Genomic DNA, 16113 nt, shown 5'->3' on the forward strand with positions numbered 1-16113 from the left:
AAATGCCCTTCTTAGAGCGCTTGCTGAACCTCGGCTGACTCAGCCCGCAGAAAAGACGGCTGATCGCGCAGCCAGTCGGCCACCAACGGCCACACTTCGGCTTGCGCGGGTTTGCTCACCAGCATCTCCACGTGCCCGAAATCCGAGCCGAATCCCGCCTTGCGGCCCAGGCAGATAAAGCGCTTGAGCGGCGAGCCGATCTGGTCGAACAGCTTGCGGCAGGCCCAGTCCGGATCCTGATGATCACCGGCGGCACTCACCGCCAGCAGCGGAACCTCGACTTGCGCCAGGCCCTCCCACCAATTGCGTTCCTTGTCGCCGAAGCGCCCGAACAGGCCATGCCAACGCAGGCTTTCCAGGGCCAGGCCGATCGGCTCATCCTCCGGGCCGCGCTTGAGACGTGAGCCGGACAGGTGGGCGAAGCGCTTGAGCAGCAGGCGCCCGCTCCATTCCACCGGTGGAATCTTCAAAGGCCAATAGGTACGACTGACCTGGCAGCCGAACAGGGCCGCCGAGGCCACGGCCGGCGCCCCCAGATACTGGCCGCCGAGGGCCGCCGCCAGGGTCGTGCCGCCCAGGGAATGCCCGATCCAGTGGGGAACCTGCCCACTCTGCTCGCGGACAAAGGCGGCGATGGCCGGCAGGTCGTAGCGCGCATAGTCGGCGACGCGGTTCTTGCGATAGTCCTGGTTGCGTGCGGACAACCCGTGACCGCGCATTTCCGCGATCCACACATCGAATCCGGCCCGCGCCAGATAGGCGCCCAGGCCGATGCCCTTGGGGGAATACCAGAAACGCCGGTTGGAAAAGCTGCCATGCAGGAGAATGACCGGCACGCCACGCACTTCGGGTTCATCGGCCAGACCCAGGCGGGTGACCGCCAGTTCGACCGTGCCATCGGGACTGTTGCCCGGTTTCAAACGATAGACGTCTTCGCTCAGATCGCCACGACGCTCGGCGCTGAGCAAAGCCACCGGAAAAAGACTGCTGCTGCTTTGCATAATGCTCTTGCACAAAAAAGGGCGACTCCTGTGTGGCTTCGCCCTTGTAGGAGCTGGCTTGCCAGCGATGGCGGTGTCAGATTCACCGATGCTGTCGCTGTGTGGCTTCGCCCTGAAAAGTAGTTGATAAACACGACCCATGCAGGAACCGGCTTGCCAGCGATGGGCCAGAGGGTCTTGTATCGACCTTCCGGACGCCATCGCTGGCAAGCCAGCGCCTGCAAAGGGGGGGTCAGGCCTGGGCCTGGCCTTCAGCCAGGAAGAACCAGGTTTCCAGCACGGTATCGGGATTCAGGGAAACGCTTTCGATGCCCTGCTCCATCAGCCACAGCGCCAGGTCCGGGTGATCGGAAGGTCCCTGGCCACAGATGCCGATGTACTTGCCGGCCTTGTTGCACGCCTGGATGGCGTTGGACAGCAGCTTCTTGACCGCCGGGTTACGCTCGTCGAACAGGTGCGCGATGATCCCGGAGTCGCGGTCCAGCCCCAGGGTCAGCTGGGTCAGGTCGTTGGAACCGATGGAGAAGCCGTCGAAGTATTCGAGGAACTCATCGGCCAGGATCGCGTTGGAAGGCAGTTCGCACATCATGATCACGCGCAGGCCGCCCTGGCCGCGGGCCAGGCCATTGGCGGCCAGCAGGTCGACCACCTGGCTGGCTTCGCCGAGGGTACGGACGAACGGCACCATGATCTCGACGTTGGTCAGGCCCATTTCGTTGCGCACGCGCTTGAGCGCACGGCACTCGAGTTCGAAGCAGTCGCGGAACGATTCGCTGATGTAGCGCGAGGCACCACGGAAACCCAGCATCGGGTTTTCTTCTTCCGGCTCGTAGAGCTTGCCGCCGATCAGGTTGGCGTATTCGTTGGACTTGAAGTCCGACAGGCGCACGATGACCTTTTTCGGCCAGAACGCGGCAGCCAGGGTGCTGATGCCCTCGACCAGCTTCTCGACATAGAAACCGACCGGATCGTCGTAGCCGGCGATGCGCTTGTCGACGCTTTCCTTGATTTCCAGCGGCAGCCCGGCGTAGTTCAACAGCGCCTTGGGGTGCACGCCGATCATGCGGTTGATGATGAATTCCAGGCGGGCCAGGCCCACACCGGCGTTCGGCAACTGCGCGAAGTCGAAGGCGCGGTCCGGGTTGCCGACGTTCATCATGATCTTGAACGGCAGCTCCGGCATGGCATCGACGGAGTTCTTCTTGATATCGAAGCCCAGTTCGCCTTCGAAGATATAGCCGGTATCGCCTTCGGCACAGGAAACGGTCACGCCCTGGCCGTCTTTCAGCAACTCGGTGGCATTGCCACACCCCACGACCGCGGGGATCCCCAGTTCACGGGCGATGATCGCCGCGTGACAGGTACGCCCGCCACGGTTGGTGACGATGGCGCTGGCGCGTTTCATCACCGGTTCCCAGTCCGGATCGGTCATGTCGGAGACCAGTACGTCACCGGCCTGGACCTTGTCCATCTCGGACACGTCCTTGATGATCCGTACCTTGCCGGCGCCGATGCGCTGGCCGATGGCGCGACCTTCCACCAGCACGGTGCCGGTTTCCTTGAGCAGGTAGCGCTCCATGACGTTCGCCTGGGTACGGCTCTTCACGGTTTCCGGACGGGCCTGGACGATGTACAGCTTGCCGTCGTCACCGTCCTTGGCCCACTCGATGTCCATCGGGCACTGGTAGTGCTTCTCGATGATCATCGCCTGCTTGGCCAGCTCGCTGACTTCGGCATCGCTCAGGCAGAAACGCGCGCGATCGGCCTTGTCGACGTCGACGGTCTTGACCGAACGACCGGCCTTGGCCTCGTCGCCGTAGATCATCTTGATCGCCTTGCTGCCCAGGTTGCGGCGCAGGATGGCTGGCCGGCCGGCTTCGAGGGTTCCCTTGTGGACGTAGAACTCATCCGGGTTCACCGCGCCCTGGACGACGGTTTCACCCAGGCCGTAGGCGCCGGTGATGAACACCACGTCACGGAAGCCCGACTCGGTATCGAGGGTGAACATCACGCCGGCAGTGCCGGTTTCCGAACGCACCATGCGCTGCACGCCGGCGGACAGGGCCACCAGCTTGTGGTCGAAGCCCTGGTGCACGCGGTAGGAAATGGCGCGGTCGTTGAACAGCGAGGCAAACACTTCCTTGGCCGCGCGAATGACGTTTTCCACGCCGCGGATGTTCAGGAAGGTTTCCTGCTGGCCGGCGAAGGAGGCGTCCGGCAGGTCTTCGGCGGTGGCCGAGGAACGCACGGCCACGGCCATGTCCGGATTGCCCGCCGACAGCGTGGCGAAGGCGGTACGGATCTCGGCGTTGAGCTTCTCGGGGAACTCGGCCTCCATGATCCACTGGCGGATCTGTGCACCGGTTTTCGCCAGGGCGTTGACGTCGTCCACATCCAGCGCATCCAGCGCGGCATGGATCTGGTCGTTCAGGCCACTGAGTTCGAGAAAATCACGATACGCCTGAGCCGTAGTGGCAAAGCCGCCGGGGACCGACACACCGGCACCCGCGAGGTTACTGATCATCTCGCCCAGGGATGCGTTCTTGCCCCCTACGTGCTCCACATCATGGACGCCGAGCTTATCGAGGGAAACTACGTACTCTACCAAGGTGATCTCTCCACTAACTGTGTTGGAAAAGCTCAGGAGCGGGCTGCTCTGTGGCAGGTTGATCCGCTATGTGGCCTGGACCTGGAAAATAAGTGAGAATGCCCGTCATTCCAGATGGGCAAATCGCGCCTATCATATCCAAGAATCGTCATCAGCTTAAGGCCCAAGGTGCAAATGAAACGATCTGCGTTCTTTATCTCCGATGGCACCGGCATCACCGCCGAAACCCTGGGTCAAAGCCTGCTGGCGCAGTTCGAAAACATTACCTTCGCCAAATCCACGCAACCTTATATCGACAGCGTGGAAAAAGCCCGGGCCATGGTCCAGAAGATCAACAATGCCGCCGAAAAGGACGGATTTCGCCCGATCATCTTCGATACCATCGTCAACCAGGACATTCGTGAGATCCTCGCAACGTCCAATGGTTTCATGATCGACATCTTTTCCACCTTCCTCGCCCCGCTGGAACAGGAGTTGAGCGAACACTCCTCCTACTCCGTGGGCAAGTCCCACTCCATCGGCGGCAACTCCAACTACATGGAGCGGATCGAGGCGGTGAACTTCGCCCTCGACAACGACGACGGCGCCCGCACCCACTACTACGACAAGGCCGACCTGATCCTGGTGGGCGTGTCGCGCTGCGGCAAAACCCCGACCTGCCTGTACATGGCGATGCAGTTCGGCATCCGTGCGGCCAACTATCCGCTGACCGAAGACGACATGGAGCGCCTGCAACTGCCGGCCGCCCTGCGCGCCCATCAGCACAAGCTGTTCGGCCTGACCATCGACCCGGATCGCCTCACCGCCATCCGCAACGAACGCAAGCCCAACAGCCGCTATTCGAGCTACGCCCAGTGCGAATTCGAAGTGCGCGAAGTGGAAAACCTGTTCCGCCGGGAAAATATCCCGCACATCAACTCCACGCATTTTTCCGTGGAAGAGATCTCGGCGAAAATCCTCGTGGAAAAAGGCGTGGAGCGGCGCTTCAAATAACCTGGCCGGGCAGGCGATCCTGCTCGAGTACCTGGGCCAGCGCCGCGAACCCGGCCTGCAATTGCCGGTCGTCCCCCGTGGTATTGCACACGCTGGCCCGCACGCACTGGGCCGCCGCGCCATGACCGACGGCAAAGAGTTCCGCCGTGGCGATCAGATAACCGCGCTCCTTGAGCGCCGACTCCACTTCCGAGGCGCGCAGCGATTGCGGCACGCTGATCCAGAAATGCGGACTGTTGGCGTGAGTGCGGTACTCCAGCCCCGCCAGCAAGCCCTCGACCAGTGCCTTGCGCCGGCTGATCTCCACCACTTGCCGCGCCAGCAACGCCTGCGCATCGCCGTCTTCGATCCACTGCGCCGCCAGCTCATGCATCAACGGCGTGGCCATCCAGCAACTGGCCCGCAGGCCACCGGCCAGCCGTGCGATCAGCGCCTGCGGCCCATGCACGTAGCCGACCCGCAGTCCGGCGGCCACCGCCTTGCTCAGGCTGCCGATCAGGATGGTGCGCTCCGGGGCGAAAAAGCTCAGCGGCTCCGGCCGGTCCTGCACCAGCACACCATGGGTTTCATCCTCGATAATCAGCAGATTGTGCCGGCGACAGACCTCGACCAGTGCCTGGCGCCGCTCGAACGATTGCACGCTGGCGATCGGATTCTGCAAGGTCGGCGTGCAATACAACGCCGAAATCCGATGGCCGCGGCAGGCCTCTTCGACGGCTTGCGGCAACAGGCCCTCGGCATCCATTTCGACGCCGATCAGGCGGATGCCCAGCAAGCGCGCCGCACTGATCAGGCCCGGATAACTCAGGTTTTCCGTGACCAGCGTATCCCCCGATTTCAATAACCCGAGCATCGCACTGAGCAGGCCGTGCTGGCCGCCGTTGACGCACACCACCTGCTGCGCACTGGCGACAAAGCCGCCATGGCTCAACCACCGGGCACCGGCCTGGCGATGCCGCTCGAATCCGACCTCCGGGGCATAGTTGGCCAACGCGGCGAGCACCTGCGGATCACTCGCCAGGGCCTGCAGGCTGCGGGCAAAACACTCGGCCTCGGCACCGGGAATATGCGTGTTGCGGCTCATGTCGAAATACGCGTGGACGCCCTCGCCGGGATGGCGAAAACCCCGGTCGCGCTGCTGCTCGCGGGCACGATCACGAACAAAGGTGCCGTCGCCGATCCGCGCCACCACCCTGCCCAGGCGTTCCAGTTCGCCATAGGCACGACTGACGGTAGCCACCGTGACCCCCAGTTGATCGGACAGCCGTCGATGGGGCGGCAGCTTGGTGCCGGGGGCAATGACGCCTTCCTCGATGCCCCGCTCGATCACATCGCTGATGCGCTTGTACTTGAGGCCCTGGCCGTCCAGCAATCCGGCGCGCAACATTGGCACCATGTCATTATAGTTTTTGACAGTCATTGGCGACCTCAATACTGTGAATTTACCCATTCAATGACTCATTCTAGCCGATTGAACAGTTTATTCACGCTGTTTTTGGGAGAAATGACACCATGTCAATTTCAGCCAGCCTTGCCACCCCTCGCCCCGAACGGCACCGCTACCTCACCGCCCTGCTGACCAGCGTGCTGTTCCTGGTTGTCTGCCTGTGCTGGGGCACCACCTGGCTGGGAATCAAGATCGCCGTGGAAAGCGTCCCGCCCCTGACCGCCGCCGGACTGCGCTTCCTGATCGCCTTCCCGCTGTTCCTCGGCTTTGCCGCCTGGCGCCGGGAACCGCTGTGGTTTCCCCGGGAACGCCGTGGCTTCTTCGTGTTCGTCACCCTCGGCTATTTCAGCCTGCCGTATTACCTGCTGAACTACGGCGAACTGCATGTTTCTTCGGGCCTGACCGCACTGCTGTTCAGTTGCATGCCGGTGTTCATCCTGATTTTCTCGGCGTTGTTCCTGCGGGAAAAGATCTACCTGTCCCAGGTCTGCGGAATTGTCGTGGGGTTTGCCAGCCTGTTCATGATCCTGCGCAGCCAGGGCCTGCGCCTGGATCACGCCGAACTGTTCGGGGTACTGGCGATCCTGGCGACGGCGGTGATGCACGCCTTGTGCTACGTGATCACCAAGCAGAAGGGCCAGGCCATCAGCGTGATCACCTACAACACCCTGCCCATCGGCATTGCCGGCCTGATGCTGTTTGTCGCGGGGCTCGCGCTCGAATCGCCGCAGTTCGGCACCATCACCCCACGTTCCTGGGGCGCGCTGCTCTACCTGGGGCTGGTCGCCTCGGTCGGGGGATTTCTCGTCTACTTCCTGCTGCTCAAGCGGCTGAGCCCGGTGATCCTGTCGTTCGTCTTCATCATCTTCCCGGTGTTCGCCGTGCTGATCGGCGCCTGGTACGAAAACCTGCCGGTGTCCCGGGACCTGATGCTGTATTCGGCGACCCTGCTGATCGGCTTTGCGATCACCAAGTTGCCGCTGGAGAAATACCTGGCAGCCCGGTGAGGTCCTTGGGCCTTGCGGCGCTTTCCAGGGCCTCATCGCCGGCAAGCCGGCTCCTACAAAGTAGCGTCATGCTCGAATCCTGTAGGAGCTGGCTTGCCAGCGATGAGGCCCTTGAGGCTTGCGATGCCTGTACGAACGCCATCGCCAGCAAGCCGGCTCCTACAAAGTAGCGTCGCGCTCGAATCCTGTAGGAGCTGGCTTGCCGGCGATGAAGCCCTTGAGGCTTGCGGTGCCGGTACGAACGCCATCGCCGGCAAGCCGACGCCTAGATCACGAACAGATCGACAAAGCGCTGTACCGGCGTGGCCTCCAGCCGCGCCTGGTCCTTGCACAGGGCGAGGATTTCAGCACTGCGCCGGGCGGTGAAGCGCGTCGCCAGGTTGGCCTTGAACTTGTCTTCCAGCAACGGTATGCCCTCGGCCCGGCGCCGACGATGGCCGATCGGGTACTCCACCGCCACCTGCCCGGTGGCGCTGCCATCCTTGAAGAACACCTGCACGGCATTGGCGATCGAACGCTTGTCCGGCTCCAGGTATTCGCGGGTATAACGCGGATCCTCGACTATCACCATCTTCTCGCGCAACACATCGATGATCGGATGGGCCGCGTGGAAATCATCCTCGTAGTGCTCGGCCACCAGGTTGCCGAAAGCCAACGGCACCGCCGTCATGTACTGGAGACAGTGGTCACGGTCGGCGGCATTGGCCAGCTGGCCGACCTTGGAAATGATGCGGATCGCCGACTCATGGGTGGTGATGACGATCCGGTCGATCTCATGCAGCCGGTTCCTGACCAGCGGATGCAGGATCACCGCCGCCTCGCAGGCGGTCTGGGCATGGAACTCGGCCGGGAAGCTGATCTTGAACAGCACGTTTTCCATGACGTAGCTGCCGTACCCCTGGGACAGGCTGAAACCGCGCTTGTCCGCGGGCTTGAGCGCCAGGTCCTTGTTGGTGTGGCTGAACAGCACGTCGTAGAACCCCCATTGCGGCGCGCTCAATACCCCGGGAATGCCCATTTCCCCACGCAGGGCGATATCCGCCAGGCGTACGCCACGACTGGTGGCATCGCCCGCCGCCCAGGATTTGCGCGAGCCGGCATTCGGCGCATGACGATAGGTACGCAGTGCCTGGCCATCGACAAAGGCATGGGACAGCGCCGCCAGCAACTGCTCACGGCTGGCGCCCATCAACCTGGCGGTGACGGCGGTAGAGGCGACTTTCACCAGCAACACATGATCGAGGCCGACCCGGTTGAACGAGTTTTCCAGAGCGATCACCCCCTGGATTTCATGAGCCATGATCATCGCTTCCAGCACCGTGCGCACGGTCAGCGGCGCCTCGCCACTGGCCAGGCGCTTCTGCGACAGATGATCGGCCACCGCGAGAATCCCGCCGAGATTATCCGAAGGATGGCCCCACTCGGCCGCCAGCCAGGTGTCGTTGTAGTCGAGCCAACGGACGATGCAACCGATATCCCAGGCGGCCTTGACCGGGTCCAGGCAAAAGCGGGTGCCGGGAACCCTGGCCCCGAACGGTACCACGGTGCCCTCCACCAGCGGCCCCAGGTGCTTGGTGCACTCGGGAAAGCGCAGGGCCAGGAGGCCGCAACCCAAAGTATCCATCAGGCAGTTGCGGGCGGTATCCAGCGCCTCCGGCGACTCGATGCGGTAATCGAGCACATAGTCGGCGATGTCCTGCAGGACCTGGTCGTAGTCGGGACGGTTGTTCAGATCAACGTTGGCGCTCATCTTCGATTCACTCCGCTAGCGGTGTATGGGGTCGGTTCGGGCCTCGGGTTCAAGACTGATAACGGTTTATCAAACGACTTATTATTCTGGACGGTGCGCTTTCATGTAGGAGCCGGCTCGCTGGCGATGAGGCCCGCGAGCCTTGCATTGCCTGATCGGCCATCATCGCCGGCAAGCCGGCTCCCACGGGTTTTGTGCTTCACCACAAAATCCCGAGCCCTCAGAAGGCATCACCGGGCACACGTACCCAGCCTTCCATCAGCACCCGCGCACTGCGACTCATGATGGCCTTGACCACGCTCCATTCACCGTCGACCAGGGTCGCCTCGGCACCGACACGCAAGGCGCCCGACGGATGCCCGAAGCGCACCGAACTGCGCGCGCCACCGCCCGCCGCCAGGTTGACCAGGGTGCCGGGGATCGCCGCGGCCGTACCGATGGCCACGGCCGCCGTGCCCATCATGGCGTGATGCAGCTTGCCCATGGACAACGCCCGCACCAGCAGGTCGAGGTCGCCCGCCGCCACCGGCTTGCCACTCGACGCGGTATAGCTGGCCGGCGGGGCGACAAAGGCCACCTTCGGTGTGTGCTGACGCTTGGCCGCCTCGTCGATATGCTCGATCAACCCCATGCGTACCGCACCGTAGGCGCGGATCGTCTCGAACATCGCCAGGGCCTTGGGATCGCCATTGATATCGCCCTGCAACTCGCTGCCGGTGTAGCCGATATCCGCCGCATTGACGAAGATGGTCGGGATACCGGCGTTGATCAGGGTCGCCTTGAAGGTGCCGACACCCGGCACTTCGAGGTCGTCCACCAGATTGCCGGTGGGAAACATCGAACCGCCCGCGCCCTCTTCCTCGGCCGCCGGGTCCATGAATTCGAGTTGCACCTCAGCGGCGGGAAAGGTCACGCCGTCGAGTTCGAAATCGCCGGTTTCCTGGACCTGCCCCTCGGTGATCGGTACATGGGCAATGATGGTCTTGCCGATATTCACCTGCCAGATCCTCACCACCGCCACGCCGTTGCGCGGAATACGCGCGGCATCCACCAGGCCGGCGCTGATGGCGAACGAACCGACCGCCGCCGACAGGTTGCCGCAGTTGCCGCTCCAGTCGATAAACGGTTTGTCGATCGATACCTGGCCGAACAGGTAGTCGACATCGTGGCCGGCCTTGATGCTCCTGGACAGGATCACCGTCTTGCTGGTGCTGGAGGTGGCTCCGCCCATGCCGTCGATCTGCTTTTCATACGGGTCGGGGCTGCCGATCACCCGCAACAGCAAAGCATCCCGTGCCGCACCGGGCAGTTGTGCCGCTTCCGGCAGGTCGTCGAGGTTGAAGAACACCCCTTTGCTGGTACCGCCACGCATATAGGTGGCGGGAATCCTGATTTGCGCTGCATGGGCCATGAAATCTCCTGTTGGGGTCTGGACGTGGCGCGATTTCGCGACGCCCCCCTCTGTAGGAGCCGGCTTGCTGGCGATGGCGGCGCTGAATCCTGCATCGCCATCACTGACAGACCGACCCGTCATGAACAAGGCCGGGGCTTCGTTCGCCGCCCCGGCAACACCTTCAACCCGCAGTGGCCGATTGGAGGAAGTCCTGGGCAAAACGCTGCAGGACACCGCCGGCCTCGTAGATCGAGACTTCTTCGGCGGTATCCAGGCGGCAGGTCACCGGCACGTCGACCCGCTCGCCGTTGCGGCGCTGGATCACCAGGGTCAGGATCGCCCGTGGCGTCCGCTCGCCGATCACATCGAAGGTCTCGGTACCGTCGATACCGAGGGTCTTGCGATCGGTTCCCGGCATGAACTCCAGCGGCAACACGCCCATGCCCACCAGGTTGGTGCGATGGATCCGTTCGAAGCCTTCGGCGGCAATCGCCTCGACCCCGGCCAGCCGCACGCCCTTGGCCGCCCAGTCACGGGACGAACCCTGGCCGTAGTCGGCGCCGGCGATGATGATCAGCGGCTGCTTGCGTTCCATGTAGGTTTCGATGGCTTCCCACATGCGCATGACCTGGCCTTCCGGCTCGACCCGCGCCAGGGAACCCTGCTTGACCTTGCCGTTTTCCACGACCATTTCGTTGAACAGCTTCGGGTTGGCGAACGTCGCCCGTTGCGCGGTGAGGTGATCGCCGCGGTGGGTCGCGTAGGAGTTGAAGTCCTCTTCCGGCAGGCCCATTTTCGCCAGGTACTCGCCGGCCGCGCTGTCGAGCATGATGGCGTTGGACGGCGACAGGTGATCGGTGGTGATGTTGTCCGGCAGCACCGCCAGCGGGCGCATGCCCTTGAGCGGTCGCGCACCGGCCAGGGCGCCTTCCCAGTACGGCGGACGACGGATATAGGTGCTCATCGGCCGCCAGTCGTACAGCGGCGTGACCTTGGGTCCGGTGTCTTCGTGGATGGCGAACATCGGGATGTACACCTGGCGGAACTGCTCCGGCTTCACCGACGCCTTGACCACCGCGTCGATCTCCTCGTCGCTCGGCCAGATGTCCTTGAGGCGGATCTCCTTGCCCTCGGCATCCAGGCCCAGCACATCCTTCTCGATGTCGAAGCGGATGGTGCCGGCAATCGCATAGGCCACCACCAGCGGCGGCGACGCGAGGAAGGCCTGCTTGGCGTACGGATGGATACGTCCGTCGAAGTTGCGGTTACCGGACAGCACGGCGGTTGCGTAAAGATCGCGGTCGATGATTTCCTGCTGGATCACCGGATCCAGCGCACCGGACATGCCGTTGCAGGTGGTGCAGGCAAAGGCCACCACGCCAAAGCCCAGTCGCTCCAGTTCGCCGGTCAGCCCGGCTTCGTCCAGGTACAGCGCCACGGTCTTGGAGCCCGGCGCCAGCGATGACTTGACCCACGGCTTGCGACTCAGGCCCAGCCTGTTGGCATTGCGCGCCAGCAGGCCGGCGGCGATCACGTTGCGTGGGTTGCTGGTGTTGGTGCAACTGGTGATGGCGGCGATGATCACCGCGCCGTCGGGCATTTGCCCCGGTACGTCGCTCCACTGGCCGGCAATGCCCTTGGCCGCCAGGTCGCTGGTGGCGACACGGGCATGAGGGTTGCTCGGGCCGGCCATGTTGCGCACCACCGAGGACAGGTCGAACCGCAGGCCGCGCTCGTACTGCGCATCCTTGAGGCTGTCGGCCCACAGGCCGGTATGCCTGGCGTAGTTTTCGACCAGTTGCACCTGCGCGTCTTCACGGCCGGTGAGTTTCAGGTAGTCGATGGTCTGCCGGTCGATATAGAACATCGCCGCCGTGGCGCCGTACTCCGGGGCCATGTTGGAGATGGTCGCGCGGTCGCCCAGGGTCAGTGCCGAGGCACCTTCACCAAAGAATTCCAGCCAGGCCCCGACGACCTTCTGCTTGCGCAGGAACTCGGTCAGCGCCAGCACCATGTCGGTGGCGGTGATGCCCGGTTGCAACTTGCCCGTCAGTTCGACGCCGACGCTTTCCGGCAGGCGCATCCACGACGCCCGGCCGAGCATCACGCTCTCGGCTTCAAGGCCGCCGACGCCGATGGCGATCACCCCCAGCGCATCGACGTGGGGCGTATGGCTGTCGGTGCCGACACAGGTATCGGGAAAGGCCACGCCGTCACGCGCCTGGATCACCGGCGACATCTTCTCCAGGTTGATCTGGTGCATGATGCCGTTGCCCGGCGGGATCACATCGACGTTCTTGAACGCCTTCTTGGTCCAGTCGATGAAATGGAAGCGGTCTTCGTTGCGACGGTCTTCGATGGCGCGGTTCCTGGTAAAGGCGTCCGGATCGAAACCGCCGCATTCCACGGCCAGGGAGTGGTCGACGATCAACTGCGTCGGCACCACCGGGTTGACCTGGGCCGGATCGCCACCCTGGGAGGCGATGGCGTCGCGCAGGCCGGCCAGGTCGACCAGGGCGGTCTGGCCGAGAATGTCATGGCAGACCACGCGGGCCGGGAACCAGGGAAAGTCGAGGTCGCGCTTGCGCTCGATCAGTTGCTTCAGGGAATCGGTGAGCGTCGCTGGATCGCAGCGCCGTACCAGGTTTTCGGCAAGCACCCGGGACGTATACGGCAGGCTGTCGTAGGCCCCGGGCTGGATGGCATCGACCGCCGCGCGGGCGTCGAAGAAATCCAGCGGGCTGCCAGGCAGCGATTTACGGTATTGAGTGTTCATCGTCAGGACTCGATCACGGTAGTTACAAAGGGTGGGGCCTGGCACCAGACCTGAAGTGAACACAACCCACTGTGGGAGCGGGCTCGCCCGCGATAGCGCCAGGTCAGTCGACATCACGGTCGGATGTGACTCGGTCATCGCGGGCAAGCCCGCTCCCACAGGAATCCTGGTGAACTTCAGACCCCTGTGTCAGCCCTCGCCATTCAGCGTTGTTCGATTGGCACGAACTTGCGCTGCTCGACGCCGGTGTACTCGGCGCTCGGACGGATGATGCGGTTGTTGGCACGCTGCTCGAATACATGCGCCGCCCAGCCGGTCAGGCGCGAGCAGACGAAGATCGGGGTGAACAGCTTGGTCGGGATGCCCATGAAGTGATACGCCGAGGCATGGTAGAAGTCGGCGTTGGGGAACAGCTTCTTCTGTTCCCACATGGTCTTGTCGATGGCTTCGGAGACCGGGAACAGCACGGTATCGCCGACCTCGTCAGCGAGTTTTTTCGACCAGCCCTTGATCACTTCATTGCGCGGATCGCTGTCTTTGTAGATCGCGTGACCGAAGCCCATGATCTTGTCCTTGCGCGCCAGCATGCCGAGGGTGCCTTCGACGGCTTCCTGCGGCGAGCTGAACCGCTCGATCATTTCCATCGCCGCCTCGTTCGCGCCGCCGTGCAGCGGTCCGCGCAGGGAACCGATGGCCGCGGTGACACAGGAGAACAGGTCGGACAGGGTCGAAGCACAGACCCGCGCGGTAAAGGTCGAGGCGTTGAATTCGTGCTCGGCGTAGAGGATCAGCGACACGTTCATCACCTTGACGTGCAGTTCGCTCGGCTTCCTGCCGTGCAACAAGTGCAGGAAATGGCCGCCAATCGATGGCTCGTCGCTGACGCAGTCGATGCGCTTGCCGTCGTGGCTGAAGCGATACCAGTAGCACATGATCGCCGGGAATGCGGCGAGCAGGCGGTCGGTCTTGTCGTGCTGTTCGGAGAAGTCCTTCTCCGGCTCGATGTTGCCCAGGAACGAGCAACCGGTGCGCATCACGTCCATCGGGTGGGCATCGGCGGGGATGCGCTCCAGTACTTCCTTGAGCGCTTGCGGCAGGTCGCGCAGCTTGCCCAGCCTGTTCTGGTAGTCGGCGAGTTGCGCCCGGGTCGGCAGTTCGCCGTACAGCAGCAGGTACGCCACCTCTTCGAATTGCGCATCGGCGGCCAGTTCACGCACGTCATAACCGCGATAGGTCAGGCCGGCACCGGCCTGGCCCACGGTGGACAAGGCCGTCTGCCCGGCCACCTGGCCACGCAGACCGGCGCCGCTCAGTACTTTTGCTTCAGCCATTGCTCTCTCCAATTCTTGAATTTATTCGGGACCCGGCAAGTGGGGGTGATCAGGCTTCAGCCCTTCTTCTGGGCAAACAACGCATCGAGCTTCTGCTCGAAGGTGTGGTAGTCGATGCGATCGTACAACTCCATGCGCGTCTGCATGGTGTCGATCACATTGGCCTGGGTGCCGTCTCGGCGAATCGCGGTGTAGACGTTTTCCGCCGCCTTGTTCATGGCGCGGAACGCCGACAGCGGGTACAGCACCAGCGACACATCGGCGCCCGCCAGTTGCTCGACGGTGTACAGCGGCGTCGCGCCGAACTCGGTGATATTGGCCAGGATCGGCGCCCTCACCCGGCTGGCGAACAGCTTGTACATGTCCAGCTCGGTGATGGCTTCCGGGAAGATCATGTCGGCGCCGGCCTCGATGCAGGCGGCAGCGCGATCCAGGGCCGATTCCAGCCCTTCCACGGCCAGCGCATCGGTGCGCGCCATGATCACGAAGCTGTCATCGGTGCGCGCATCGACGGCGGCCTTGATGCGGTCGACCATTTCCTGCTGGGAGACGATTTCCTTGTTCGGCCGATGACCGCAGCGCTTGGCGCCGACCTGGTCTTCGATATGGATCGCCGCCGCGCCGAACTTGCTCATCGACTTGACGGTACGGGCGACGTTGAACGCCGAGGAACCGAAGCCGGTGTCGACATCCACCAGCAACGGCAGGTCGCAGACATCGGTGATGCGACGGACATCGGTCAGCACGTCATCCAGCCCGGTGATGCCCAGGTCCGGTACGCCGAGGGAACCGGCGGCGACACCGCCACCCGACAGGTAGATCGCCTTGAAGCCGGCGCGCTTGGCCAGCAGTGCATGGTTGGCGTTGATCGCACCGACCACTTGCAACGGATGCTCGCTGGCGACCGCATCGCGGAAACGCTGACCGGGCGTGTTTTTCTGACTCATGACTCACCTCGTGGAGTGGCTGTCGGTTTCGCGCTGTCCTGGTAGTGACGCGCAATATTGCGTTTCGACGCGCCGATATGGCGGCGCATCAACAACTCGGCCAGTTCGCCGTCGCGATCGGCAATGGCATCGAGAATCCGGTGGTGTTCGGCAAAGGCCTGCCGTGGCCGGTTGGGCGTGGCGGAAAACTGGATGCGGTACATGCGCACCAACTGGTACAGCTCGCCGCAGAGCATCTGGGTCAGGGTGCGGTTGCCGGCCCCCTGGATGATCCGGTAGTGGAAATCGAAGTCGCCCTCCTGCTGGTAGTAACCGACCCCCGCCTGGAACGCCGCGTCGCGCTCGTGGGTGTGCAGCACCTGGCGCAGTTCCTCGATCTCTTCGCTGGTCATGCGCTCGGCCGCCAGGCGACAGGCCATGCCTTCGAGGGACTCGCGGATTTCATAGAGTTCGACCAGCTCGGCATGGCTCAGGGACACCACCCGCGCCCCGACATGGGGCACGCGCACCAGCAGGCGCTGGCCTTCCAGGCGATGGATGGCTTCGCGCAGCGGACCGCGGCTGATGCCATAGGTGCGCGCCAGCTCCGGCTCGGAAATCTTGCTGCCGGGGGCGATCTCACCCTTGACGATAGCCGCCTGGATGCGCCGGAAGACGTTCTCGGAGAGTGTCTCCGAATCTTCCTGGACAGTCACGACCGGCTCCAGCTCATCCAGCATATTGTCGACACCTTTTAAATCAATGATGCCAAAACTAGCCAATACAGCCGTCTCAGTCAAAGAATTAATTGGTATTGTCGACAATAGTCTAAGAGCGCCAACAAACGCCCCCCGGTGGCAGAGACAGCCGACACCCAGCTT

The 16113-nt window shown here is 63.2% G+C and carries 11 protein-coding genes; 2 read left to right on the forward strand and 9 right to left on the reverse strand.

The genetic code is table 11. The features are described 5' to 3' along the window. Positions 1 to 11: 11 nt before the first annotated feature. Together HX881_RS14830 and ppsA are read right to left on the reverse strand one after the other, a co-directional pair. Positions 12 to 1001: an alpha/beta fold hydrolase gene (locus HX881_RS14830; RefSeq protein WP_017128050.1), complete on the reverse strand. Its 990-nt coding sequence runs from the start codon at positions 999 to 1001 to the stop codon at positions 12 to 14. Positions 1002 to 1233: 232 nt separating this feature from the next. Beyond that, positions 1234 to 3609, reverse strand: coding sequence for a phosphoenolpyruvate synthase (ppsA, locus tag HX881_RS14835; RefSeq protein ID WP_177085206.1), 2376 nt, complete (start codon positions 3607 to 3609; stop codon positions 1234 to 1236). A gap of 174 nt (positions 3610 to 3783) precedes the next feature. Between ppsA and ppsR the strand changes: the two genes are divergently transcribed. Beyond that, positions 3784 to 4602: a posphoenolpyruvate synthetase regulatory kinase/phosphorylase PpsR gene (gene ppsR, locus HX881_RS14840; protein ID WP_017128048.1), complete on the forward strand. Its 819-nt coding sequence runs from the start codon at positions 3784 to 3786 to the stop codon at positions 4600 to 4602. On the opposite strand, the gene HX881_RS14845 is transcribed toward ppsR, so the two are convergent. Beyond that, on the reverse strand, positions 4595 to 6022 hold the full coding sequence (locus tag HX881_RS14845) for an aminotransferase-like domain-containing protein (RefSeq protein ID WP_177085208.1): 1428 nt from the start codon (positions 6020 to 6022) through the stop codon (positions 4595 to 4597). The two genes, ppsR and HX881_RS14845, sit on opposite strands and share 8 nt — an antisense overlap. A gap of 92 nt (positions 6023 to 6114) precedes the next feature. On the opposite strand from HX881_RS14845, the gene HX881_RS14850 reads away from it, so the two are divergent. Continuing rightward, complete coding sequence (locus tag HX881_RS14850; RefSeq protein ID WP_177085210.1) at positions 6115 to 7056, forward strand: DMT family transporter; 942 nt, start codon at positions 6115 to 6117, stop codon at positions 7054 to 7056. Between the two features lie 265 nt (positions 7057 to 7321). Here the strand turns inward: HX881_RS14850 and prpD are convergent, their stop codons facing one another. From prpD to HX881_RS14880, 6 genes are all read right to left on the reverse strand, one after another. Then, the gene (prpD, locus tag HX881_RS14855; RefSeq protein ID WP_177085212.1) at positions 7322 to 8806 is read right to left on the reverse strand and encodes a 2-methylcitrate dehydratase; all 1485 of its coding nucleotides are present in this window, start codon (positions 8804 to 8806) and stop codon (positions 7322 to 7324) included. Positions 8807 to 9026: 220 nt separating this feature from the next. After that, positions 9027 to 10217 carry a 2-methylaconitate cis-trans isomerase PrpF gene (prpF, locus tag HX881_RS14860; protein ID WP_017128044.1) on the reverse strand — a complete coding sequence of 397 codons (1191 nt, stop codon included), beginning with the start codon at positions 10215 to 10217 and terminating at the stop codon, positions 9027 to 9029. A gap of 163 nt (positions 10218 to 10380) precedes the next feature. Continuing rightward, positions 10381 to 12975: a Fe/S-dependent 2-methylisocitrate dehydratase AcnD gene (gene acnD / locus HX881_RS14865; RefSeq protein ID WP_177085214.1), complete on the reverse strand. Its 2595-nt coding sequence runs from the start codon at positions 12973 to 12975 to the stop codon at positions 10381 to 10383. Between the two features lie 203 nt (positions 12976 to 13178). After that, positions 13179 to 14306 carry a bifunctional 2-methylcitrate synthase/citrate synthase gene (gene prpC, locus HX881_RS14870; RefSeq protein ID WP_017128042.1) on the reverse strand — a complete coding sequence of 376 codons (1128 nt, stop codon included), beginning with the start codon at positions 14304 to 14306 and terminating at the stop codon, positions 13179 to 13181. Between the two features lie 56 nt (positions 14307 to 14362). After that, complete coding sequence (gene prpB, locus HX881_RS14875) at positions 14363 to 15253, reverse strand: methylisocitrate lyase (RefSeq protein WP_177085216.1); 891 nt, start codon at positions 15251 to 15253, stop codon at positions 14363 to 14365. Beyond that, a complete protein-coding gene (locus HX881_RS14880) occupies positions 15250 to 15972 on the reverse strand; it encodes a GntR family transcriptional regulator (protein ID WP_017128040.1) in 723 nt (240 codons plus the stop codon). The genes prpB and HX881_RS14880 overlap by 4 nt, the downstream gene beginning before the upstream one ends. Positions 15973 to 16113: the final 141 nt, after the last annotated feature.

It is taken from the genome of Pseudomonas gingeri, assembly GCF_013386115.1.
GTDB lineage: Bacteria > Pseudomonadota > Gammaproteobacteria > Pseudomonadales > Pseudomonadaceae > Aquipseudomonas > Aquipseudomonas gingeri.